Genomic DNA, 24,130 nt, shown 5'->3' on the forward strand with positions numbered 1-24,130 from the left:
TCTCATACATCCCTTATGGTAACGTTAACAAATTGTTAACATTTTTTACAAGAAAGATCGTTGACATTATTTTCAATAATTAATACGATAAAAAGCGAAATTCTAATAATTTCATAGGGGTGGTATTTGTGGGAACGAAGGAAATCACGAATCCAGACAGCTTGTATTACAGTGTTGACGATGTAGTAATGGAGCGCGGAGAAGGGATTTACCTGTACGATCAAGAGGGGAATGAGTACATTGATTGCGCTTCTGCCACATTTAACTTGAATTTAGGATACGGTAACAAAGAAGTCATTGATACGGTTAAAGAACAAGCCGATAAGCTGATCCATGTGACATCATCTTTTCAAACAGACGCTGTAAATAAACTGGCAGAAAAACTAGTAGAAATCGCCCCCGATAATCTCACAAAAGTACACCCTAAAGTCAGCAGCGGTTCCGGTGCAAATGAAGGAGCTATTAAAATGGCTCAGTATTACTCCGGAAAAACCGATGTCATCTCCTTATTTCGAAGCCACCTCGGACAAACGTATATGACTTCCGCTTTGTCCGGCAACTCATTCAGAAAAGAACCTTTCCCGCCGCAAATTTCTTTTGGCCTTCAAGTCCCTGATCCGTATTGCAGCCGCTGTTTTTATAATCAGAAACCTGATTCATGCGGTATGCTGTGCGTAGAAAGAATTAATGATTTTATTGAGTATGCGAGCAATGGAAAAATTGCCGCCATGATTATTGAACCGATATCCGGAAACGGTGGAAACGTCGTTCCGCCTAAAGAGTATTTTAAACAGCTGAGACAGCTTTGTGATGAACACGATATCGCCCTGATTTTTGATGAAATTCAGACCGGGTTCGGACGGACGGGCAAAATGTTTGCCGCGGACCACTTCGATGTGAAACCTAATATGATGACGGTAGCAAAAGGGCTCGGGGGCACAGGCTTCCAAGTCGCCGCCACTCTGACGGAGGACAAGTATACCGGGCTTCCGGGGTATACGCACTCCTTCACGTACGGCTCAAATGTGATGGCCGCCGCTGCCGCGTGTAAAACCATAGATATCATGCAGCGTCCGGGATTTTTGGAAAATGTAACGACGGTCGGTCATTATATTATGGATCGCTTAGAAACGATGAAAGAGGAGTTCGCTTTTATTTCTGAGGTAAGAGGCGTCGGTCTTATGATCGGTGTGGAGATTGTAAAAGAGAACAATGAACCGGATGTGGAGCTGACCAATTATATTGCAAAACGGGCAATGGATTACGGGCTGATTCTCCGGACATCCCGTTACGGGTTCGGAAATGTATTTAAAATCCGTCCGCCTTTAACCATTACACTTAGTGAAGCCGAAGTGCTCTGCTACAGACTTCGCAAGCTATTGGAGGAAATCAAGTGAGAGACTATATCATTGAGCTTGGACAATTTGTTTATCATAAGGTGAAAAATCAAAAAGGCACGCTGAAAAACCGGCTCGTAAACGGCTATTCTCCGGGAGGCGACGCCCAATTTAACATAGACGCCGCTGCTGAGGAGGCGGTGCTGGATTATATTCAAGAAAAGGGCCATCCGGTTGCTTTTTACACGGAGGATGGCGGCCTGAAGCTGATTGGAGAAGATCCGCAATATATTTTAATTGTAGATCCGATAGACGGAACGCGCCCGGCCGCCGCGGGGCTTGAAATGTCGTGTATTTCGATTGCGCTTGCTTCATATAAGCCAAACGCAAAGATTAAGGATATCGAATTTGCTTTTTTGCTTGAATTGAAATCGGGCTCTTATATGTACGGTGATATTTACAGCGATGTCATTCAATTTGAGGGGTATCAGGGAGATTTGCCGAATTTGAGCGGAGTGCGGGATATTAAGAATATGTTTTGGAGCCTTGAATTTAACGGGCATCCGGCGAAGCTGATGACGGACGCATACGGCCATCTGATTGACCAATCGGCTAATAATGGCGGGGTTTTTGTTTTCAACAGCGCTTCTTATTCGATTTCACGAATTATCACGGGGCAGATGGATGCTTATGTGGATATCGGCAATCGTCTGCTGAAAGATGATCCGAAGCTGCTTTCAGATTTTCAGCAGGTTGGGAACGGACAGGTGCTGCATTTGTTTCCTTATGATATTGCCGCAAGCGTCTTTTTGGCGAAGAAAGCGGGAGTGGTCATTACGGATGCATACGGCCGGTCTTTGGACGAAACGCTTCTGACAGATTTAAGTTATCAGAACCAGCAATCATGTATTGCGGCATCAACGAAGGAGCTTCATCAAACATTGTTAGACCAAATCCGCTGGGGCAGAAAGGAAGAGAAATATGAAGGCGCTGGTCTGGACTCCTAATGATAAGCTTGAATATCAAGAGGTGGACGAGCCTCAAATTCGGAAATCCAATGATGTGAAAGTGAAAATTTTCGGCACCGGTATATGCGGAACGGATTTAAATGTGCTGAAAGGAAAAATGAATGCAACCCATCATATGATTATGGGGCATGAATCGGTGGGAGCGGTCGTGGAAATCGGACCGGACGTGACAAATGTAAAAGTCGGAGACCGCGTCGTGATAGATCCTACGCAGTTTTGCGGGAAATGTCATTATTGCCGGAGAGGGCTGACGTGTTATTGCGAAACCTTCGAGGATTGGCAGCTCGGAATCGGGGCGCACGGAACGTTTGCGGAATATTACGTGGGAGAAGACAGGTTCATGTACAGAATTCCGGATTCAATGGAATGGGAGCGGGCCACATTGGTTGAGCCTCTCTCCTGTGTGCTGAATGTTGTGGACAAAGCTTCGATTCAGCCGGAGGACTCGGTCTTGGTTTTGGGGTCCGGACCGATCGGACTGCTTGTGCAAATGATGGTGAAAAAACTGGCGCGATTGACGGTTGCGACTGAAATAGGCAGTTTCCGAAGCGAGGCGGCGAGCCGGATATCGGATTATGTCTACCACCCTGAAGCATTAACCGTGGATGAAGTGAAACGGATTAATCAAGGAAGAAAATTTGATGTGATTTTTGACGCGATCGGCAATCAGCTTGATTGGGCTTATCCTTTTATTGAAAAGGGAGGCAGAATCGTGCCGATGGGCTTTGATGATACGTATGAGATGACAGTCAGGCCGTACCAGCTGCTGTCAAACGGCGTAACGATTGTGGGCACAGGTGAAGCCCGTCAGATCATGGAGGCTGCGTTAGCATGCGCGTCCGACCTTCCGCAGCTCTATGATTTTATTACGGAAAAGACGGAACTGAAGAATTATGAAGAAGCCATTGATCATCTCATGGGCATCGACCCGGTGACAAAAGAAAGAAAGGATATCAGCGCAATAAAAACGATTCTTGTGTCTGATCCGGAACTTTTATAAAAGCGGAAACGGCTCCAGTGAGAGCCGTTTTCTTTTCTTATTTATACGGTCTTGCACATTTCTTTAAAGTTTAATATGATACTCTTTGTTAACCATTCCTTTCCTCAACGACATTATACTCTGAGCGTGTCCCCTTTTTCCCCGTAAGCTTGCCTCATATTCCCCAGATAAAAATCAATGTTTCCAACTGATAAGGTGCGGATTTTTATAGTGAAAAGGAGTCGTTATCATTTGAAAGATTATACGTTACAGCAGCAATGGTTCGGAAATGTCCGTAAAGACATTCTGGCCGGTATTCTGGTTGCTCTCGCTCTGATCCCTGAGGCGATCGGATTTTCAATTATTGCAGGTGTCGATCCGATGGTCGGGCTTTATGCATCATTTTGTATCGCGATTATTATTTCTATCTTCGGCGGCAGACCGGGAATGATTTCAGCCGCTACGGGTTCAATGGCGGTTGTCATGGTGACATTGGTGGCTGATTACGGGCTGCAGTATTTGTTTGCGGCAACCATTTTGACAGGTATTATTCAATTTATTCTTGGTGTCAGTAAGATAGCGAAATTGATGAAATTTATTCCGCGTTCGGTCATGATCGGATTTGTGAATGCTTTGGCGATCTTGATTTTTTCTGCGCAGCTGCCGCAGTTCAAAGGAGCTTCATGGGTCATGTACGCCATGCTTGCCGGATCACTGGCTATCATATATCTTTTGCCGAAGGTTACGACGGCTGTGCCGTCTCCGCTGGTGGCGATTATTGTCATGACGATCATTGCGGTGGTCTTCCATGCGGATGTCCGCACGGTCGGTGATATGGGCGGGATTACAAGTTCACTTCCGCATTTCTTGATACCGGATGTTCCGTGGACGTTTGAGACATTGCGGATTATTTTCCCGTATTCACTGGCGCTTGCATTCGTCGGATTGCTTGAGTCGTTGCTGACGGCCCAGATCATTGACGAAATGACGGATACGGATAGTGATAAGAACAAAGAAAGCCGCGGACAAGGCATCGCCAATATTGTGAACGGATTTTTCGGAGGCATGGCCGGATGCGCCATGATCGGCCAGTCTGTCATTAATACCAAAGCCGGCGGTCGCGGCCGGTTGTCGGCTTTTACGGCCGGAGCGTTTTTAATGTTTTTAATTGCTGTATTAAGCGGTATCGTCGTGAAAATTCCGATGGCTGCGCTCGTGGCCGTGATGGTTATGGTGTCCATCGGCACGTTTGACTGGTCATCGATTAAAGGTTTGCGGAAAGCGCCCCTTACTGATTCGATCGTTATGGTGATTACCGTCGTGACAGTCGTTCTGACAAATGATTTATCGAAGGGTGTTTTCGCGGGTGTGCTGCTAAGTGCAATCTTTTTTACGGCGAAAATTTCTAAGCTGAAGATTGTGTCACATTCCGAACAGAAAGATGTCAGAACTTATAAGGTCACGGGACAAATCTTTTTTGCTTCCGTGTCTGAACTGATGAATGCCATCGTTTATGATGAAGACGTGAAACGGATTATCATCGATTTGACCGATGCCCATGTGTGGGATGATTCGGGAGCGGCGGCTCTTGAGAAGATTGTCGCCAAATGTAAAGAATACGGAATTGAGGCTGAATTAAAGGGATTAAATCAGAAAAGCCGAGATTTAATGAAGCAAATGGCATAGAATTTGTGAAGTCCGGATGAATATATCCGGGCTTTTTTTCGGTTAAATTTGGCGATGTGCATTGTTATAATGAATGAGACTTGAAAACCGTATATAGGAGACTTGCATATGATGTGGCTTCAGAAGTTGAACCAAGTGTTGGGGAGAATCATGCCGCTTTTGACTCCGTCAAGTGTGGCGGCGGGTGTGCTGTTATCTCAGCATATCAGCTGGATGGCCGGCGCTGTGCCGTGGATATTTGCATTTATTACATTTACGGGCAGTCTGAGTGCCAATTTTCAATCGCTGAAGCGCAGTATCGAGAAGCCGCTCCCGATGATCATGGCATTGTTTGTTCTGCATATTTTCATGCCTGTTTTTGCATGGGGAAGCGGCCATCTGATTTTCAGCGGTGACCCTTTAACTGTGACGGGGCTGATTATGGGTGTGGTGATCCCGACCGGAATTACGAGTTTGATTTGGGCTGCGATGTATAAGGGAAATGTCGGATTGACGCTGTCTATTATCCTGGTTGATACCGTACTTTCTCCTTTTATCGTACCGTTAAGCCTGTCTGTCCTGGCCGGGGCGAATGTTCAGATGGATGTGTGGGGCATGATGAAAGGGCTGGCGGAGATGGTGGTGATTCCGTCCATCGCAGGGATGATGGTCAACCAGTTTTCCCCGCCGGTAAGGACTCAGGCGATAAGCCGGTCATTGTCTCCTTTTTCAAAAATCTGTCTGATGATTGTCATTGCCATTAACAGTTCGGAAATCGCGCCGTATGTCACGCATGTGGATATCAAATTTGCGGGCATCGCTGGCATGGTATTTTTTATTGCCATGACGGGTTATGCCGTGGCTTGGCTGATCGGAAGACTGATGAAGCGGAGCCAGGATGAAATCGTGTCTCTGATTTATACGGGGGGCATGCGCAATATCAGCGCCGGAGCTGTTCTCGCCGTGTCTTTTTTTCCGTCTCAAGTGGCGGTTCCGGTCGTCATCGGGATGCTCTTTCAGCAAATCCTTGCCGCTTTGTTCGGCTATTTGCTGAGACGCTTTGAACTTAAGCCGGTCGTGATCAAGTATGAAAAAAACCGCTCAGTCACGTGAGCGGTTTTTTCCGTACAGCCAGCTTAGTGCTGAATTGAATTGTCGTTTGAACGCTTCTTGATGGTGCACGGCACCCTCTTCGATCGTAAATGAGAGCTGAGATTGAGAAAAGCCTTTTTGCCTCAGGCTTTTGTACACGCCTTTATTTTGTCCGATCATGGTGTTTTGGATGTTACATTTTTGCTCTGCTTCACGGCTGCCGACAGACATATAGATACGCCGCCGTGCCGGCCGCAAAGGTGCGGAGCGGACATAATCTGCTGATTTTTCATACCAGAAGGAACCGGAAATACAGCCGATTCTGCCGAATATTTCAGGCTTTTGCAGCATCGCGTATATCGAAAACAGTCCGCCTAATGACGCGCCGATCAGTCCTCTCGTTTCCGAATGTGCAGAAATGTGATGCATATCTTCAACAGTTGGAATGATGACATTTGTCAGCTCCTCAAGAAAGAGCCTCCCTTTGCCGCCGAAATCATGAAACGCAGGGCTCAGGGAAGGCGCGGGCCACGGTGTGTACTCATCGAGTCTGTCAGCCGGTTTGATGCCGATGAAAATCAATTCGGAAAGTGTTCCGTCTGCAAATTGGAATTCAAGCTTATCTATCTGTTCTAAAAACAAAGATCCTCCGTCAAGTACGTACACACAGGGTAAAGCCCCCGTTTGAACCGAATAGGACGGAGGAAGATACACAGTGCATTCCCTTCCGTTTATCCGGTGTTCTGTAAGGGTGCCTCTCATGCGTCCAGCCCCTTCTTTTGCTTAAACAGAAGAAAAAAGAAATAAGGAACGCCGAGAATCGCAAGAATAATTCCCGCCGGCACTTCTGAAGGCTGAAAGAACAATTTGCCCGCAAAGTCGGCGGATATGACGAGGAGCATACCGACCAGTCCGCTGACCGGTAATGAGTATCTGTGCTCAATGCCGGCGAGCCTGCGGGAAATATGGGGCGCGATCAGTCCGACAAATGCCATGCTGCCCGCTGCGGTTACACATGCGCTGATCAAAGCGATGCAGGCAATGAGTAAAATGGTTTTTTCTTTATTGGTTGAAACACCGAGGCTTTTCACCGTGTCCTCATCGAAACGAATGGTATCCAGCAATGACGTTTTCGCCATAAGAAGAGGAATGAACAAGATCAGCCACGGAAGGATTGCCGTAATGGTCATCCAGTTTGCCGACCAGATGCTGCCGTTTTTCCAAACCATCGCCATCTCATAATCCTGCGGGTCCATTTTTAATGATAGAAATAAAGACAGCGCGCTGAATCCGGAATTCATGGCGATTCCGACGAGAATAATTCTGCCCGATTCCAGATGCCCCCGGTGCCAGGCGAAAATATAGATCAGCACGGCCGCCATCAATCCTCCGATGAGGCCGAAGACAGGCATACCCATCGCAGAGGCAAGTGCCGTCGCTTCAGATTGTCCCTGAAACAGAAGCATAAACGTGACGATTCCCGCTCCGGCTCCTGCATTAATGCCCAAAATACCGGGATCGGCAAGACCGTTTTTGGTAATGGCCTGAATAACGGCTCCGGCTATCCCCAATCCGAGTCCGATGGCAGCAGCCATGACTATGCGCGGCAGCCTCAGCTGAAACAGCAAAATGTCATATTGCGGATTCGGATGGATGCGGAAAAGCGTACTGAGCAGTTCACCCGGCTTTGCGGAAAAAGAACCGCTTGTCATGCTGAAATAGCTTACGAGCAATATGAGAGCAATCAGAATGATATAAATTCCGGCCATTTTACGCACCACGCTGATCCCCTCCTTTTCTTTTAATCAAATAAAGAAAGAAAGGAACACCGATGATAGAAGTGACGACTTCAATAGGCGTCTCAAACGGGTAATTGATGAATCGGCTGGCAAGATCGCAAAGGGTCAGGAAGACGCCGCCGATGATGCACGCGCATGGGATCAGCCTGCTGTAGTCCGATCCGACGAGAAAACGTGTGATGTGCGGAACGACCAAACCGACAAAGGCAATTTTTCCGGCGAGCGCCACCGAGCTTCCGGTCAATATGACAACGGCTGCCATCGCCATGAGTTTGATGGTTCTTTTCTGCTGTCCCAGACTTTTTGAAATGTCGTCTCCTAATGATACGGCAGTGACCTTTTTGCTGAGAATCATGGCCGTGATGATTCCGATCGCAAAAAATGGGACGGCCAGTTTCAAAAAATCAGGGTTCATTTGATGCAGTCTCGCACTGTACCAAAAACTGAGATCCTGCGAAATTTGAAAATAAATCGAAAGCGCAGCCGACAGACTGCTGAGAAGCATACTGGTTACCGTTCCGATAATGGCAAGCTGCACAGGGGTAAAACCGCCGGGAAGAATGGAGGCCAGCCCGAAAACAAGAGCCGCGCCGAATGCGGAACCGATAAACGAGTATATGATCATTTCAATGGATGTCGATTGAGGGAGCAATACCATGCAAAGGGTGATGATAAAAGCGGAGCCGTCCGACACACCCATGATCGAAGGCGAGGCCAGATAGTTCCGTGTGATTCCCTGCATGAGCGCTCCGGAAACAGCAAGGGCGGCGCCGATAAACATAGCGCCGGCAGCCCTCGGGATTCTTGAATGCCATATGATCTGATGGTCGGTATTCTCCGGATTAAAGTGCAGCAATGCGGAGAACACGGTATGGAAGTCAAGCTGCTTTGCACCGTATAAAACGGAAAGCAGCAGTGACAGAACAATGGCAATCGGTGAAGCGATGATAATAATGTGTGTCCGCCGTTTTGCATACATGTGAAAAACCTACTCTTTATTAGTCTTGAGTCAATTTGTCAGCCGCAACCTGTAAGAAGCGGATTTTACTCCAAGCGGTACCGCCTTGGGCTAATGGATCGATCGTATTGACGTATACATGGTCTTTTTTGACTGCCGTCAGGCTCTTCCAAATCGGATTTTTCTCTAAGTCCTTCAAAGCATCCGGCTTATCTGCGTTTTCATCATCAGAAAATTGTACGAATATATGGTCGGGGTTCATTTCGCTTAATTTTTCAAGAGAAATCAGCTCCTGCGCTTTCGCCGCTTTGACTTCGTCCGGCGCCTTCAGGCCTAAATCACCGTAAAGCGTGGAGTTGAAATAAACTTGTTCAGGATAAATATAGATATTGCCTTGTCTGATTCTGATGACCAGCGCGTTTGACTGTTTCGCTTTGCTGTTGATCTTTGTTTTTGTCTTTTTCAGCTCCTGTTCGTAATCTGCGATAATTTTTTTCGCTTTTTTCTCTTTATCTGTAAGCTGGGCGAGCAGCATCATGTTTTCTTTCCAGTTTGATGAGATATGAGAGACAGGGATGGTTTCAGCGGTGCCGCTCAATTTTTTCAACGTTTTTTCCGGGAATTTGGTTGATGCCAGAATGACGTCCGGCTGCAGCTCAAGAATTTTTTCCATATTCGGCTGCATTTTTTCTCCCGTTGATACGGATTTATCTGTAATATCTTTAAACAGTTCCGGGAATTTGCCGGAGAAAGAAATTGCTCCTGCCGGATGAACGTCAAGCAATTTGGCGTCTTCCATTGATTCTACGCTGCCTGTAATGGCGATTTTGTCAGTCGGCGCTTTGACTTCATATGTTTTTCCGAGATATTCGATTTTCTTTTTATCTGAAGAAGCGTCCTTTCCTTTACTTGCTGTATCAGATGTTTCTGAGCTTCCGCAAGCCGCGGCCGTGAAAGCCAAAAGCAAAATCATGAAAGCGAATGCCAATTTCTTCATCTATTGTTCCTCCTGTTCAATTGATAACTATTATCAATTGGAATTATAGAGAATGAACAGGGATAAGACCATGGATAATTTCCGGCATTACCATGGACGATCTTCGGATAAAATGGAAATGCTTTGCTCGATCATCCGCTGATGTCCGCTTGGAGAATATTCAATCCACGGGTCAGATGAAATGGGAAACACGCGTTTATTGCTGACGGCACTAAGGTTCTGCCATATCCCGGTCTGCTGAATCCGCTGAAAATAGCGAAGCGTTTCCGGTTCTTTACAAGTGAAAAGCATGATGCAGTCAGCCTGGCAATCCGCCAGCATTTCCAAGGAAATCTTTTCGTCAGGAGCAAAAGATTCCGGTTTTGCGGAGGCAAAGTCTAAATCACCGAAGAAGACTTCCTCAATACTGTTGTTATGGGCGATGTACATATTTTCTTTATATACACGGACAAATAAGAACCGCTGATGCCGCACGTGTTTAAGAGCATCTTTCGCTGAATGGGCGAGACTTTGATAAGTATTAAGCCAGTGCCGCGCTTCCTGCTCTTCATTCAGATATGCGGCAGTGCGAAGAAACTGGTCTCTCCAATTCTCTTGAGCCGGAAGATAAAAAACTTCAGTGATGTCATTCAGGCGCTGTTTTTCTTCTTCACTGACAGAATCGAGACTGAAAATGATGTCCGGGGCAGCTTGAGACAGCGTGTGCAGGTTCTCTTCCCAATTTGCATTATAGCGGTAAGCGCTCAGGTGAACCGGAATATCGGAAGAGAATTGTTTGTAATAATAGGCCGTCCATTTCGGGTGCAGCGCCGCAGCGTAAGGCACGTGATGCAGAGGAATCAGATGCCCCATCGTTTCTTTTCCGTACGCGGCCATTTTTGTGCGCCTTTTTTTCATATAGCTTGTAGGTGAGCTGCCGGTATGTTTTTTAAAGATGCGGCTGAAATAAAATTCGTCCTGGTAGCCGATTTGATGAGCGATTTCCCGCAGTTTGCAGCTTGCCTTGGCCATCAGTTTTTTCGCATTGGTTATGCGGATGTCTGTGATATATTCAGTTACGCTCTGTCCGTATAGTTTTTTAAAGGTTTCACTGTAATGCTTGGGACTGATTCCCGCCATATGAGCGAGCTGGGTGAGCGTGATTTTTGTGTCGGACTGAGCATGTATGAATTGTTTTGTCTGTTCGATCGCCGCTTTCGTATTATTTTGATGGCATACTTTTGCGGCATAAAGGTCGTACATCAGCTGCTGAAAGTCGGCTGTATATTTCATTTTCTGCAATCCATCCGCCGATCGCACGTTTTCAGAAAGTGATTGAAGCCGGCTTGTCAAATGATCAATCGTTTGTAAATTCATTTGCTGAAGTCCGTGGAAGATGTCTTCCCCGTTATCCGGAAGCATCGCTTCATCATCTGAGGAATAGGAGAAAACACGGAGTCTGACGATATACAAATGGATGCCGCCTGACGATATAGGGGCAATATTGAATGTCTCATCACAAGGACAGATGTAGAGCGTTTCCTTCTGCAGCGGAAAGCTGTCTGTGCCGATATCAATTTGTCCCTCGCCTTTCACATGAAAGATCAATACGGGGGAATCAGTGAGCTGGTGCTCTGACAGAAGGTCGGCTGTTTTTTTTACGGAGATGATATCAATGGGCTGAAAGAATAATGTGTTTTTCATGAGAAACCACCTTTTAGGAAACATTCATTTAAATGATAACTGTTATCAATTGAATTGTACCAAATAAATGAATGTTTTCCTATAAAAAGCGGAAATGTGAAATGCGACAAAATGTTACACGTGTAACACGAATGTTGTCAGTATATGAGGTATTGTTTTCTTAGAGTTTTGAATTGGTCCAGCCGGCGTTGATATGTGCCGGTGATGTCTTCAATGGAAGCGCCTTTTTCTATTTTTTTGCGTACCCAGCCGTTACCGATCAGCTTGTCAAAAGAGCCTGTCGGCAAGAATGAAAAGTCATTCGGATATAAGTCATGCATGGTTTTCAGAATGGAGAGCCCTGTTCTTGCCGCTTCAAATGTGTTTCTGTTTGTTACGTAGACTTGTACGCCGTGGCACAGCTTGCCCTGGTGTTTGGAGAAGCTGGGGATAAATGAAGCGGCTCTGAAGGTGACGCCCGGAAGCTTGAGACTGTTCAGGCGTTCTTCGAGCCCGGTGCTTTTCATATAAGGCGCGCCGATAAGTTCAAACGGCTTTGTCGTGCCCCTTCCTTCCGATACGTTTGTGCCTTCGATTAGTCCTGTCGCCGAATATGCGAATATGCTGTCCGGGGTCGGGATATTAGGCGAAGGGAGGACGAACGGCAGACCGGTATCTTCAATCGTCATCGTCCGCTTCCAGCGCTTCATTTTTACGACGGTGAGGTCGGCGCCAATATGAAACTCTTTATTGAATAAAAGAGCAAGCTCACCGATCGTCATGCCGTGCTTCAGCGGGATCGGATACAGTCCGACAAATGAAGCGTAATCCGGTTCAAGAACCGGGCCGTCCGGATTTCGTCCGCCTTGCGGATTCGGCCGGTCCAAGACATAAAAAGGAATGCCTTTTTCTTTGGCCGCTTCCATGGCATAGGCCATTGTATAAATGTACGTGTAGTACCGCGTTCCGACATCCTGAATATCGAAAATCAGCACATCTGTATCTTTCAGCATGTCAGGCGTCGGTTTCCTCGTTTCCCCGTATAGGCTGTAGACGGGAAGTCCTGTTTTTTCGTCTATATAGGATGTGACTTTGTCTCCGGCCTGAGCGTCGCCGCGGACACCGTGCTCCGGTCCGAATAATGCCGTCAAATGGATGTCTGGCGCCTCATACAGCACGTCAACGCTGCTTTTCAATGATGCGTTCACACCGGTCGGGTTGGTGATCAGCCCGACCCTTTTTCCCTTCAGTTCCTGTTTATAATCTTTCAGCAGGCGGTCGATGCCTGTTTGGATGCTTGGTTTCTTGGCGGTATGAAGGTTTCTGTCAGAAGCCGCCGAGACTGCCGTCATAGCACTGATGACGACAAGTCCGGCGAGAAGTGCAGCCGTATGTGTTTTCATAATCAGCCCTCCTGTTTAAAGCGGTTTTCCGGTCTTCAGATTGATACCGAAACCATAAGGATACAGTGTCGTTCCCGGATGCGTGACGGAAGGAATGTCAGCGGGCAGCCTGCCTTGCGGTGCTGTCTGTCCGAATATCGCTTCAATGCCTGCCGGAATGTTTGGCTGGAGGAATTGTCCGTCTGTATATCCTTTAAAACCGTAGACTGCGATAAGGGCTTCAGCTTCTTCAAAATTCGCGGCGTCGTAAGGATTACGCAGGCTCATCAGCACAAAGGGTTTTTGGTTCGATTGTGCGGCTTTCATGACGGCGCGCGGAAATGCAGTCGTCCACTTGCCGGGATCTGTGACGGAATCGTCAATCACGCCGTCGTTTACGACAGGGTCATTTTTCACGACATAGGAGCCTGTAATCACGTAATCCGCGTCGGATACCAGCTTTTTGTGTTCATCATGAAATGTGCGCTCGGCGAAGTTCATTTTACTGATGGTTACCGGCCGGATTTTTTTCTTCTTGATGAGCTGCTGAATGGTTTGTTCCATTGCCACTGTTTGATCTTCATAAGGAGCGGCAATGAGAACGCGGCTGTTCTTTTTCGGTTTGAATGGGAGCGTGCGGTTTTTGTTTTGTAAGACGGTGACGGATCTTTCCGCGATTTGTTTTTCAGTTTTTAGGTGATTTTTACTGCCGACGGTTTTCTTTGCTTTTGCAATCTTCTTTTTCAGATTTGTCTCTTTCGGTGCGGGATATATCCCTCGTTTTATTTTCAGGGAAATGATGCGTTCAACTGATTTGTTAATTTGCTGCAGCGGAATTTCCCCTTTTTGTACCGCCTGTTTTAAAGCGGAATGAACCCGGGCAAAGCGGTTTTCTGTTTGCAGCGATGTCACTTGGGCCGGCATCAGGGCAATATCGACTCCTGCTTTTACTGCCATGACGACCGCCTCTTCCTGGCCGAAATGATCGGCAATGGCTTTCATATTTAATGCATCCGTAACGATGACGCCGTTAAATCCCATTTCCTCACGGAGAAGATGAGTCATCACTTTTTTCGAGAGTGTGGCGGGTACGAGGATGTCTGAACCGTCCAGCTTGCTTTTATAGGTTGTATCGTCAAAAGCGGGAAATTGCACATGGGCTGTCATGATCATATCAGCTCCGGCCTGAATGGCCTGCCGGAACGGATAAAGTTCAATTTGACGCAGCCTTTCTTGATTGTGGGTGACAAGCGGAAGACCGTAGTGGCTATCGACATCCGTGTCGCCGTGTCCCGGGAAATGTTTGACGGCGGCAGCGACATTCTGCTTTTGCTGAGCCTTCATTGAGGCAAGGCCGAGTGAAGCTGTCAGATCACGGTCTGAACTGAACGACCTGACGCCGATGACAGGGTTTCCAGGATTATTATTGATATCGAGAACGGGAGCGAAATTCGTATTAATGCCCAGTGCTTTCAGTTCTTTCCCGATAATGGCGCCGGTCTGGGACGCGTAGGCTGTTTTTCTAGCAGCCCCGAGCGCCATATTGCCTGGGAAATGAGTGCCCTCACCAAGTCTAGTTACGATGCCGCCCTCCTGATCAATGCTTAATAATAGCGGAATGTCAGGGCTCGCCTTTTGAAAGGCATCTGTCAGGCGTACCGTTTGCTCAGTATTTTTTAGATTTTCTGCAAATAAGATAACGCCGCCGAACCGGTACTTTTGAATAAGCCTTGCGACTTCGTCATTCATTTGGGTAAGAGCCTCAGGTGATGACTGCCCCTTTTTTTGCCAATTACGAAAATCAGGCATGAGCATCTGCCCTAATTTTTCATCTAATGTCATACGGGATACCGCTTGTTCCGCCTGTGACGGAATATCCGGTTTTGTCGATGCGTGATGCGTGCCGAAAACAATAAACAACAGTAATACAGCTGAGATGAAAAGTTTCATAATGGTGCCCTCCTGCCGTCATAGTTTGGACAAAAGACATGGGTTGTCATTCAATGGCTTCATAAATCGCTTTTATGACGCTGCCGTAGCTTCCGGTCGGGAAAAGATCCCCTTCAAAAACATTCGGGTTTTCACCGGGGCTGACGACGGGGGAATGCTTTTTATTGGTCAAAAGTGCGATCCCCAGCTTATAAGCGGGATCAATAATCGTGATGGTGCCGGTCCATCCCGTATGGCCGTATGCCTGCCTGCTTGCATAAGGTCCGAACATCCACTCCATATCCGGGCTGCCGTTTTTCCGCCAGCCGAGAGCGAAAGTCGGATCAGAGGATGCCGCCGTTGTGAACAAATCGGCCGTTCTTTTATTGAAGAGAGAAACGTGGTTATAACTGCCGCCGTTCAGCATGACTTGAAGAAGGACGGCCATATCATCAGCTCTGGAAAACAGCCCGGCGTGACCGGACACCCCTCCCATTGAGTAAAATGCTTTTTCATCGTGAACCTCCCCCTGCAGCGTATACGTCCTGATGTGAGGGAAATGGATGACTCCGTCACGTGTGTTGCCTAAACGTTCAGTAGCTGCGAATGCTTTTTCTTTAAAACCTTTTTGCAGCGGATTGAACAGTGTGTGCGTCAGTTTCAGCGGTTTGTACAGTTCTTGTTCCGCATAGGTATCAAGGGTTTTTCCGGTTATGTTTTCAATGATGCAGCCGAGAAGCATGTAACCGATATCGCTGTATACGTGTTTTGTTCCCGGCTTGTATTCAAGCGGGATTTGGTTGAGAAAACGGATCGTTTTATCCCGTTCTTGTGAATATAAAGGGCCTGCGGTGTCCGGCTGATAGAAATAAAAGCTTGCCGGCAGACCGGATTGATGCTGGAGCACATCGATGACGCGTATGCGGTCTTTTCCTTGAATCGGATCGCTTTTTCTGTCTTTGAAATCAGGAAGGTAAGCCGAGACTTTTTGATACACATCAAGCTTTCCCTGGCTGACGAGTCGCTGTAGTGCAAAATTGGCCGCGTACATTTTTGTATTGGAAGCTAAATCAAACATGGTTGATGTTTTCATTTTTTTCGGACGGGATAAAAGGGTGTTCCCGTCATATTTTTTGCTGTAGCCGTATGCTTTCTTTTTGATCACCCGTCCGTCCTTTACGACGACGAGGACGGCTCCGGGGAATCCTGCTGCGATGTCTTTTTCAATCATTTGATCAACCTTTCTGAGCTTTGCTGCGTCGTATAATTTGGATTGGGCTTCGGCTTTGTGCTGCGGCAGAAAAGAGAGGCTCATGACCATTGTGAGTATGGCGGCTGTCAGTGTTTTCATATTCTGATCCCTCCCGGTTTATTCAAATTCAGCAGCCATGTCATCCTTAAATCCGAACGCATAAGTGAAGACAAAGCCCGCCGCGTAAGAGATGAAGAGACCGATGATATACAAAACGATTTGAGCCGGCTGTACGAGAAACGAGAGCGGAAGGCCGGAGACACCGATTGAAAAAGTAGCCACTTGAAAATGGGCTTGAAAAGCGCCGCCGATTCCCGCCCCTAAACACGCCGTCAAAAACGGCCGGCCGAGCGGGAGCGTGACGCCGAAGATAAGCGGCTCCCCGATTCCGAGCAGACCGGATGGAAGTCCGCCGCCGATCGCTCTTTTTAATGAGGCTTTTTTTGTTTTCATAAAGATGGCGAAGGCCGCGCCTACTTGACCCGCGCCTCCCATCGCGAGAATCGGAAGAAGCGGGTCATCTCCGATTGATCGGATTAATTCCAAATGTACGGGAGTCAAGCCCTGATGCAGGCCGGTGACGACAAGCGGCAGGAAGGCGGCTCCCAGTACAAACCCTGAGAGCACTCCCCCGACATTCAGCAGCGACAATAAACCTGATGTAATCAGATCAGAAATAAAACCGCCTGCAGGGATAAAAACGACATATGTCACCAGCCCGGTGATAAGTAAAGACAATGTAGGCGTGACGATAATGTCGATGGATTGATGGACGTACTTTCTGATAAACCGTTCGGTATAAGCGATAAAAACCGCAGCGAAAAGAACGCCGATTAATCCTCCCCTGCCAGGGAGCAGATTCTCTCCGAACAAACTGATATTGGCGATCTCAGGGTTAAGGATCAATATGCCCGCAAGGCCGCCCATCGCGGGTGTCCCGCCGAATTCCTTCGCCGCATTGATGCCGACAAGGACGCCGAGGTAAGCGAACAAGCCTGAACCGATAACCGTTAAAATAAGTGCGATTTGAGATTCTTTCGGGAGCCAGCCGGCCTGAATGACGGCTTTCGTAATACCGGTGATTAAACCTGATGCAATGAGTGCGGGAATAAGGGGAATGAAGATGCTTGATATTTTTCTCAGAAACAATTTGATGGGTGTGGTGTTTTTTCTGTTGAGATCGGCTTTTTTCCGTGAGGCGGCTTCTTTTAAATCAATGTTTTTTCCGGATGGCATAAGTTTTGCGAAAGCGTCGGCGACATGATTGACGACACCCGTGCCGAGAATGATCTGCAGTGTTTCAGCTTCGACGACGCCTATTACCCCGTCAAGCCGTTTCAGCGCCTCAATATCCGTTTTGTCCCGATCTAAAGGTGTAATCCTCAGGCGTGTCATACAGTGGGTAAAGCCTGAAATATTCGATGAACCGCCGCAATTGTCCAGGATATCTTTGGCCAGTGACTGATAAAATGCCTCTTTGCTCATGGAGATCCTCCTTTTTCCGTACGATTTTTCCCGGGGAGCTATGCCTGAAACGCGTCCTAAAAGCGCCTGCGCCGAACATGAAAACGGCGCGGGCTCGTAAAAGCACATTATTTTTCACCAAAGAACGATCAGCGTTCTTTTTCTCTTGAAACGTGCTGTTCAATGGCTTTATCAATGAATCCTTCTGATTCTTTGAGCAGTGCCTTCGCGTGTGTTTCGTCCGAATTCGTCTTCAGCATGACGATTGCCGTTTTGACATGGCTGCCTGCGGCCTCAAGCGTTTCTTTTGCCTTGTCGTACGGAACGCCAGTGATGCTTTGGATAATGCCGATTGCGCGTTCTTTCAATTTTTCGTTGCTGACATGAACGTCCACCATTAAATTTTCGTACACTTTGCCGCTTTTAATCATCACGGCCGTGGAAATCATGTTCAGAATCATTTTATGTGCCGTCGCGGCTTTCATTCGTGTTGACCCTGTAATCACTTCGGGGCCGACAATGACTTCAATGCTGTGATCGGCAAAGGTGCTGATCAATGAGTTCTTATTGCATGTGAGCGCGACGGTTTTGGCGCCGATTGTTTTTGCATATTTCAGTGCACCGGCCGCATACGGCGTGCGCCCGCTTGCCGCGATGGCGATCACGGTGTCTTCTGCGGTAAGCCCGATCGTTTTGAGATCGAGAGCGCCGGTTTCCTCGCTGTCTTCTATACCTTCAGCCGCTTGCAAAAAGGCGTCTGCCCCTCCGGCCATCAGACCGATGACGGTGTCGGGGCTTACGCTGTATGTAGGCGGGCATTCAACCGCATCCAGTACACCGAGTCTGCCGCTTGTGCCCGCTCCCGCATAAATCAGCCTGCCGTTTCGCCGTAAGGACTGATGGGCGAATTGAACGGCAATCTGAATATCGGGCAGCACCTGCTGAACGGCTTCAGCCACTTTGAAATCCTCTTCGTTAATGATGCGGAGAATTTCCATCGTGTCTGCCTGATGGATTGAAGCGGTCTGCGGGTTTCTGGTTTCTGTGGTCAATCTGTGAATGTTAAGTCGGTCTGTCATGATTGTACCCTCCCAAGTCGTTAATACTTGAAGTATATGGGCTTCTGAATAGATGTTTCAAGAAAAATCGGCAGGGATGAGATGAATAATCAAGCGCTTTCACAAAAAATGATGCAGAATGTGCTGTTCACCGATCGGGCCGATCCTGCGCCGCCCTTTGTCAATAAAACCGGAAGACCGGTACAGGTTCTTTGCACGTTGATTGCGATGGTTTACAGCAAGCACGATTTCATCACACCAAGGAAAATAATTTGCGACAAAAGCGGGGAGCTGCAGCATCGCTTGTTTGGCATAACCTTTTCCCTGATGCGGCGCATGTAATGACAGCGCACTCAGCAAAATGGCAGACACATTGTTCGAATACGGGGCAATGGTTTCTTTTGAGGTATGTAAAATAAAAAAACCGACGGGACGGTCTTCTTTTAAAATGACTGTCGGGTAGCGATCCCGGATGACAAGCGCCTGCGGCAGGACATCTATCGGCAGAGCTGTGAACTTTTTATCTTCTTCACTCAGCACAAACCCGTTCAGCCCGTCTGCATGCTCCGGTTTATAAAAGGACAGGGCTACATCCATGATATCTACTCTCCTTTTTTATAATTGATCCAATTCATCTTCTGATAGAACACGGCAGCCTGCCCGTTTTAAAAGAGCGGAAGTGATGCCGTCTCCGAGTATTTTTTTTCCTGAGAAAGTGCCGTCATAGATAAAGCTGCTGCCGCAGGACGGACTGTTTTCTTTAAGGATGACCGTTGCGGCGCCTATTTCTTTTGCGTATGCTAACGTTTTTTCCGCGCCGTCCATATATAAAGCTGTAACGTCTTCGCCTGATGCCGTTACGATTCTTGCCGTTCCGTTCAGCACGTCTTCACCCGTGCCGCCGATGATTTCCGCCGGTTCGCGGGGAGTGGTGAAGCCGCCCAAAAGTTCGGGGCAGACCATAACAGCTTTCTTTTCTTCTACGAGTCTGCGGATTTTTTCCGAAGCGGCGTGAGAGCCGTTATATCTGCATTCGATACCGCCGAGACAAGAGCTGACTAAGATCATCTGTGTCCATTCCCTTCAATATTTTGATACTTTCATCATAAATGAAATAAGAGAGGAGGGATGAGTTTTTCAGTTAAAAAACGGGTAAAAAAGTTTGAAAATAAAAAAAATATTTTTTCTCTTTACAAATGGGGTGCAACCTGTATATAATAACTTTTGTCAGATCGACGCGGACACAACGGCCCGTTGGTCAAGCGGTTAAGACACCGCCCTTTCACGGCGGTAACACGGGTTCGAATCCCGTACGGGTCATATGGAGGATTAGCTCAGCTGGGAGAGCATCTGCCTTACAAGCAGAGGGTCGGCGGTTCGAGCCCGTCATCCTCCACCATATTTGCCGGCCTAGCTCAATTGGTAGAGCAACTGACTTGTAATCAGTAGGTTGGGGGTTCAAGTCCTCTGGCCGGCACTGTTTTCCAAAAAAATACGGAGGGGTAGCGAAGTGGCTAAACGCGGCGGACTGTAAATCCGCTCCCTCAGGGTTCGGCAGTTCGAATCTGCCCCCCTCCACCATTTTTGGGCTATAGCCAAGCGGTAAGGCAACGGACTTTGACTCCGTCATGCGTTGGTTCGAATCCAGCTAGCCCAGTATCAGACACCTTTTGCATAAAGGTGTCTTTTTTTATCAGCATTTTGTTTCGATTTTTGATTGTTCATCAGATATACTATTTTTAAGCTGCTGTTAAGGCAGTATATTCTGTATTTTCCATCTACACCCTGCCTGAAATTTGGTAAAATAAATGTAATAAAAAAAATGAAACCTTTTAAAACAATCAACGTATAGATACAGACCGGTGAAGGGCAGAGGTAAGATAAAACATGGAAAACCTGATTAAAAAAAGAATCAAGCAAGTCAAAAAAGGCGATCAAAATGCGTTTGCAGAAATCGTTGACCTTTATAAAGATAAGATTTACCAGCTTTGCTACCGCATGCTCGGCAATGTTCACGAAGCGGAAGATATTGCGCAGGAAGCTTTTATCAGAGCGTATGTCAATATCGACAGTTTCGATATCAACAGAAAGTTTTCAACGTGGCTTTACAGAATTGCGACCAACCTGACCATTGACCGCATCCGCAAGAAAAAGCCTGATTACTATCTGGACGCAGAAGTAGCGGGAGCAGAAGGTCTGACGATGTATTCGCAGATCGCCGCAGACGGGGTTCTCCCTGAAGACGCCGTATTGTCATTGGAGCTGTCGGACACAATTCAGAAAAAGATTTTAAAGCTGCCGGACAAGTACAGAACAGTTATTGTATTAAAGTATATTGACGAACTCTCTTTAATTGAAATCGGGGAGATTCTGAATATCCCTGTCGGCACCGTCAAGACAAGGATACACAGAGGCAGAGAGGCTCTTAGAAAACAATTGAGGGATCTTTAAGTGGGGTGATGAAATGAGCTGTCCTGAACAGATTGTGCAGCTTATGCATAAGCATCTTGATGGAGATATCCTTCCTGAAGATGAAAACGTATTAAAACAACATTTGCAGTCATGCGGGAATTGCAAACGGCATTTTCATGAAATGGAGAAATCCGTAGCACTCGTCCGAAGCACATCGCATGTCACGGCCCCTGCTGATTTTACTGCCAAAGTTATGGCGAATCTTCCAAAAGAGAAAAAACGCGCTTCTGTAAAACGATGGATCAAAACTCATCCGATGATTGCAGCCGCAGCGGTTTTTGTGATTTTAATGGGCGGCGGTTTTTTCAACAGCTGGCATAATGACCACAATTTCAGTGTGTCCAAACAGCCGAACCTTATCGTGCAGAATCACACGGTCACCGTCCCTGAAGGCGAGACCGTAAAGGGCGATGTCACAGTAAAAAACGGCAAGCTGTTCATTGAAGGAAAAGTCGACGGCAATGTGACCGTCGTCAACGGAGAAAAATACATGGCCTCAGCCGGACAAGTCACCGGGCAGATTGAAGAGATTAACCAATTGTTTGACTGGGTCTGGTATGAACTGAAATCGGCGGGCCAGGGCGTCGTGAGCGCTTTGGATCCGAATGAAGATGAGTAAAGCGTATAATCGCTTTACTCTTTTTTTTATGCATCGCCGTGCTGGCCCATTTCACTTGAGAAATCAAAATGTGGTATAATGAGCACGCTATATGATGTACATATTGCTCATGCAGCACAATTCATAACGGAAAAAACGAAATGACTGAATTCTTGGAGGACGAGGAAATGGCTTTTGAGGACATCCCATTTTTGCAATACCTCGGCAATGCCGTTGATATTCTCCTTGTTTGGTATGTGATATATAAATTAATCATGGTCATACGCGGGACGAAGGCGGTTCAGCTTTTAAAAGGAATCGTCGTCATCGTATTGGTCCGGATGGCCAGTTCATATTTGGGACTCAGCACGCTTCAGTGGCTGATGGACCAAGCGATAACATGGGGATTTTTAGCGATCATCATTATATTCCAGCCTGAGCTGAGACGGGCGCTTGAACAGCTCGGACGGGGTCGGTTCTTTTCCAGGAGCGGAACCCCCGTGGAGGAAGCGCAGCATAAGACAATTGAAGCGATTACAAAATCGATCAGCTACATGGCGAAACGCCGCATCGGCGCACTCATCGCCATTGAGCGCGATACGGGAATGGGCGATTATATTGAGACGGGCATCCCGCTTAATGCGCAGGTCAGCTCGGAGCTTTTGATTAATATCTTCATCCCGAATACACCGCTGCATGATGGAGCGGTCATTATGAAAAATAACGAGATTGCGGCGGCAGCCTGTTATCTGCCGCTTTCTGAAAGCCCGTTTATTTCAAAGGAGCTGGGGACACGTCACAGAGCGGCTGTCGGCATCAGTGAAGTGACGGACAGCTTAACCATTATTGTATCTGAAGAGACGGGCGCCATCAGTGTGGCCAAAAACGGAGACCTTCACAGAGAATTGACGGAAGAAGAACTGAAAGAAATGCTTGAAGCCGAGTTTAAGAAGAACGCCAGAGATACTTCTTCTAACCGCTGGTACTGGAGGGGCAAGAAAAATGGATAAATTCTTAAACAACCGCTGGGCTGTAAAGATCATTGCATTGCTCTTGGCGCTGCTGCTTTACGTTGCGGTTAACAACAACCAGGCGCCGACTCCGAAAAAGCCGGGGGAATCCTTTTTTCCGACATCAACGACTGACGAGGCTACGCTTACTGATATTCCTGTAAAAGCATACTATGATGAAGCGAACTATGTCGTCACCGGTGTGCCCCAGACCGTAAATGTCACGATTAAAGGCTCGACAAGCGCGGTGAAAAAGGCGAGACAGACGAAGAATTTTGAGATATACGCCGATATGAATAAGCTGAAGACCGGGACTCATAAGGTCGAATTGAAGGCGAAAAACGTATCGGACGGACTGACGATCTCCATTAACCCGTCAGTCACGACGGTTACGATTCAGGAAAAAACAGCTGAGAGTTTTCCCGTGGAAGTTGAATACTACAATAAAAGCAAAATGAAAAAGGGATATACCCCTCAGCAGCCGATTATCAGCCCGAAAAACGTGCAGATTACAGGGTCGAAAAATGTGATTGATAACATTTCACTTGTCAAAGCATCTGTTAACCTTGAAAATGCAAATGAGACCATTGAAAAGGAAGTGAAGGTGACCGTCTATGACAAAGACGGCAACGCACTTCCTGTTGATGTTGAACCGTCAGTCATTAAAGTGACGGTTCCCGTAGCCAGTCCGAGTAAAAAGCTTCCTTTCAAAATTGAAAGGAAGGGAAGTCTTCCGGACGGGGTGAGCGTTGCGAGCATTGACTCGAACCCGAGTGAGGTGACGGTTTACGGCCCGCAGGATGTGTTGGATTCACTTGAATTTATTGACGGCGTATCTCTTGATTTAGGCAAAATTGATAAAGATACCGATATCAATGCCGATATCCCGCTTCCTAAGGGTGTCACTAAGGTATCACCGGAAAAAATCACGCTTCATGTTAAAGTGGACAGTGAAGACAAAAAGGATTTTGACAATGTCGCAATCAAGACGGTCGGACTGGGAGGCTCACAGCAGATTGAGTTTCTCGACCCTGAATCGCAGGCGATAAATATTACGGCCAAAGGCTCTCCCGCCAACATTAAGGCGCTGAAAAAGTCGGACATTGAACTGTATGCCAATGTCTCGGACTTGGATGACGGAGAGCACTCTGTAAAGCTTGAAGTAAACGGCCCGCAAAACGTCACATGGTCCCTGTCAAAAGACACGGTTAAGATCAAGCTGACTTCTAAGAAAAACACAAGTTCAAATAAAAATGACGGCGGCTCCGCTGATTCCGGCAATAAGAACGGCACAAGCGGAGACGCAGACAAAGACAAGAGCAAGAACCGGGAAGACGACACTGACAGCGATCAGAATAAAAGTCAAAACCAGGATCAAAATCAAGACCAGGATGAAGACGGATCAAGCGCTGATTCTTCTTCAACAGAATGAAAAAGGAGCGATACAA

General features: G+C 47.2%; 21 protein-coding genes and 5 tRNA genes. 14 read left to right on the forward strand and 12 right to left on the reverse strand.

All coding sequences use genetic code 11. The features are described 5' to 3' along the window. Positions 1-128: 128 nt before the first annotated feature. From VP472_RS01030 to VP472_RS01050, 5 genes are all read left to right on the forward strand, one after another. Complete coding sequence (locus VP472_RS01030; RefSeq protein WP_039252950.1) at positions 129-1,397, forward strand: aspartate aminotransferase family protein; 1,269 nt, start codon at positions 129-131, stop codon at positions 1,395-1,397. Continuing rightward, on the forward strand, positions 1,394-2,344 hold the full coding sequence (locus VP472_RS01035; protein ID WP_128574938.1) for an inositol monophosphatase family protein: 951 nt from the start codon (positions 1,394-1,396) through the stop codon (positions 2,342-2,344). The genes VP472_RS01030 and VP472_RS01035 overlap by 4 nt, the downstream gene beginning before the upstream one ends. After that, positions 2,319-3,365 (forward strand): zinc-dependent alcohol dehydrogenase, encoded by a 1,047-nt coding sequence (locus VP472_RS01040; protein WP_003156784.1) that lies wholly within the window; start codon positions 2,319-2,321, stop codon positions 3,363-3,365. The genes VP472_RS01035 and VP472_RS01040 overlap by 26 nt, the downstream gene beginning before the upstream one ends. 231 nt (positions 3,366-3,596) lie before the next feature. Then, the gene (locus VP472_RS01045) at positions 3,597-5,030 is read left to right on the forward strand and encodes a SulP family inorganic anion transporter (RefSeq protein ID WP_024084805.1); all 1,434 of its coding nucleotides are present in this window, start codon (positions 3,597-3,599) and stop codon (positions 5,028-5,030) included. A 150-nt stretch (positions 5,031-5,180) separates the two neighbouring features. Continuing rightward, positions 5,181-6,122 carry a bile acid:sodium symporter family protein gene (locus VP472_RS01050; protein ID WP_102421956.1) on the forward strand — a complete coding sequence of 314 codons (942 nt, stop codon included), beginning with the start codon at positions 5,181-5,183 and terminating at the stop codon, positions 6,120-6,122. Here VP472_RS01050 and VP472_RS01055 read toward each other — a convergent pair. From VP472_RS01055 to VP472_RS01110, 12 genes are all read right to left on the reverse strand, one after another. Next, on the reverse strand, positions 6,111-6,863 hold the full coding sequence (locus VP472_RS01055; protein WP_146276009.1) for an alpha/beta hydrolase: 753 nt from the start codon (positions 6,861-6,863) through the stop codon (positions 6,111-6,113). The two genes, VP472_RS01050 and VP472_RS01055, sit on opposite strands and share 12 nt — an antisense overlap. After that, the gene (gene feuC / locus VP472_RS01060) at positions 6,860-7,870 is read right to left on the reverse strand and encodes an iron ABC transporter permease FeuC (RefSeq protein WP_032872817.1); all 1,011 of its coding nucleotides are present in this window, start codon (positions 7,868-7,870) and stop codon (positions 6,860-6,862) included. The genes VP472_RS01055 and feuC overlap by 4 nt, the downstream gene beginning before the upstream one ends. Before the next feature lies 1 nt (position 7,871). After that, positions 7,872-8,879, reverse strand: a complete 1,008-nt coding sequence (locus tag VP472_RS01065; RefSeq protein WP_007609051.1) for a FecCD family ABC transporter permease — start codon at positions 8,877-8,879, stop codon at positions 7,872-7,874. Positions 8,880-8,898: 19 nt separating this feature from the next. After that, positions 8,899-9,855 (reverse strand): ABC transporter substrate-binding protein, encoded by a 957-nt coding sequence (locus VP472_RS01070; RefSeq protein WP_146276011.1) that lies wholly within the window; start codon positions 9,853-9,855, stop codon positions 8,899-8,901. An 87-nt stretch (positions 9,856-9,942) separates the two neighbouring features. Next, positions 9,943-11,538, reverse strand: coding sequence for a bacillibactin transport transcriptional regulator Btr (gene btr / locus VP472_RS01075; RefSeq protein ID WP_146276013.1), 1,596 nt, complete (start codon positions 11,536-11,538; stop codon positions 9,943-9,945). 137 nt (positions 11,539-11,675) lie between these two features. Then, on the reverse strand, positions 11,676-12,920 hold the full coding sequence (locus VP472_RS01080; protein ID WP_146276015.1) for an exo-beta-N-acetylmuramidase NamZ family protein: 1,245 nt from the start codon (positions 12,918-12,920) through the stop codon (positions 11,676-11,678). A gap of 15 nt (positions 12,921-12,935) precedes the next feature. Then, positions 12,936-14,849 carry a glycoside hydrolase family 3 protein gene (locus VP472_RS01085; RefSeq protein ID WP_146276017.1) on the reverse strand — a complete coding sequence of 638 codons (1,914 nt, stop codon included), beginning with the start codon at positions 14,847-14,849 and terminating at the stop codon, positions 12,936-12,938. A 46-nt stretch (positions 14,850-14,895) separates the two neighbouring features. Continuing rightward, complete coding sequence (gene pbp4b, locus VP472_RS01090; RefSeq protein ID WP_146276019.1) at positions 14,896-16,179, reverse strand: penicillin binding protein PBP4B; 1,284 nt, start codon at positions 16,177-16,179, stop codon at positions 14,896-14,898. A gap of 18 nt (positions 16,180-16,197) precedes the next feature. Continuing rightward, positions 16,198-17,565, reverse strand: a complete 1,368-nt coding sequence (locus tag VP472_RS01095; RefSeq protein ID WP_003156771.1) for a PTS transporter subunit EIIC — start codon at positions 17,563-17,565, stop codon at positions 16,198-16,200. A gap of 128 nt (positions 17,566-17,693) precedes the next feature. Then, positions 17,694-18,623: an N-acetylmuramic acid 6-phosphate etherase gene (murQ, locus tag VP472_RS01100; RefSeq protein ID WP_070081289.1), complete on the reverse strand. Its 930-nt coding sequence runs from the start codon at positions 18,621-18,623 to the stop codon at positions 17,694-17,696. 99 nt (positions 18,624-18,722) lie between these two features. After that, a complete protein-coding gene (locus VP472_RS01105; RefSeq protein ID WP_014304238.1) occupies positions 18,723-19,199 on the reverse strand; it encodes a GNAT family N-acetyltransferase in 477 nt (158 codons plus the stop codon). Between the two features lie 18 nt (positions 19,200-19,217). Beyond that, positions 19,218-19,670 (reverse strand): 2-thiouracil desulfurase family protein, encoded by a 453-nt coding sequence (locus VP472_RS01110; protein WP_003156767.1) that lies wholly within the window; start codon positions 19,668-19,670, stop codon positions 19,218-19,220. Between the two features lie 180 nt (positions 19,671-19,850). On the opposite strand from VP472_RS01110, the gene VP472_RS01115 reads away from it, so the two are divergent. The 9 genes from VP472_RS01115 (at position 19,851) to VP472_RS01155 (ending at position 24,114) form a co-directional block, all read left to right on the forward strand. Next, positions 19,851-19,922, forward strand: a tRNA-Glu gene (locus VP472_RS01115). 3 nt (positions 19,923-19,925) lie between these two features. Then, positions 19,926-20,001 (forward strand) — tRNA-Val (locus VP472_RS01120). Positions 20,002-20,006: 5 nt separating this feature from the next. Continuing rightward, positions 20,007-20,079, forward strand: a tRNA-Thr gene (locus tag VP472_RS01125). A 19-nt stretch (positions 20,080-20,098) separates the two neighbouring features. Continuing rightward, positions 20,099-20,183 (forward strand) — tRNA-Tyr (locus VP472_RS01130). A gap of 4 nt (positions 20,184-20,187) precedes the next feature. After that, a tRNA-Gln gene (locus VP472_RS01135) sits at positions 20,188-20,259 on the forward strand. 230 nt (positions 20,260-20,489) lie between these two features. After that, complete coding sequence (gene sigW / locus VP472_RS01140; RefSeq protein WP_003156766.1) at positions 20,490-21,053, forward strand: RNA polymerase sigma factor SigW; 564 nt, start codon at positions 20,490-20,492, stop codon at positions 21,051-21,053. A gap of 13 nt (positions 21,054-21,066) precedes the next feature. Next, positions 21,067-21,693 carry an anti-sigma-W factor RsiW gene (gene rsiW / locus VP472_RS01145; protein ID WP_065180897.1) on the forward strand — a complete coding sequence of 209 codons (627 nt, stop codon included), beginning with the start codon at positions 21,067-21,069 and terminating at the stop codon, positions 21,691-21,693. Positions 21,694-21,860: 167 nt separating this feature from the next. Continuing rightward, the gene (cdaA, locus tag VP472_RS01150; RefSeq protein WP_017419295.1) at positions 21,861-22,682 is read left to right on the forward strand and encodes a diadenylate cyclase CdaA; all 822 of its coding nucleotides are present in this window, start codon (positions 21,861-21,863) and stop codon (positions 22,680-22,682) included. After that, positions 22,675-24,114, forward strand: a complete 1,440-nt coding sequence (locus VP472_RS01155) for a CdaA regulatory protein CdaR (protein ID WP_003156761.1) — start codon at positions 22,675-22,677, stop codon at positions 24,112-24,114. The genes cdaA and VP472_RS01155 overlap by 8 nt, the downstream gene beginning before the upstream one ends. Positions 24,115-24,130 lie beyond the last annotated feature (16 nt).

The sequence above is a fragment of the Bacillus sp. MT(2024) genome, from assembly GCF_036362845.1.
GTDB classification, from domain to species: domain Bacteria; phylum Bacillota; class Bacilli; order Bacillales; family Bacillaceae; genus Bacillus; species Bacillus velezensis.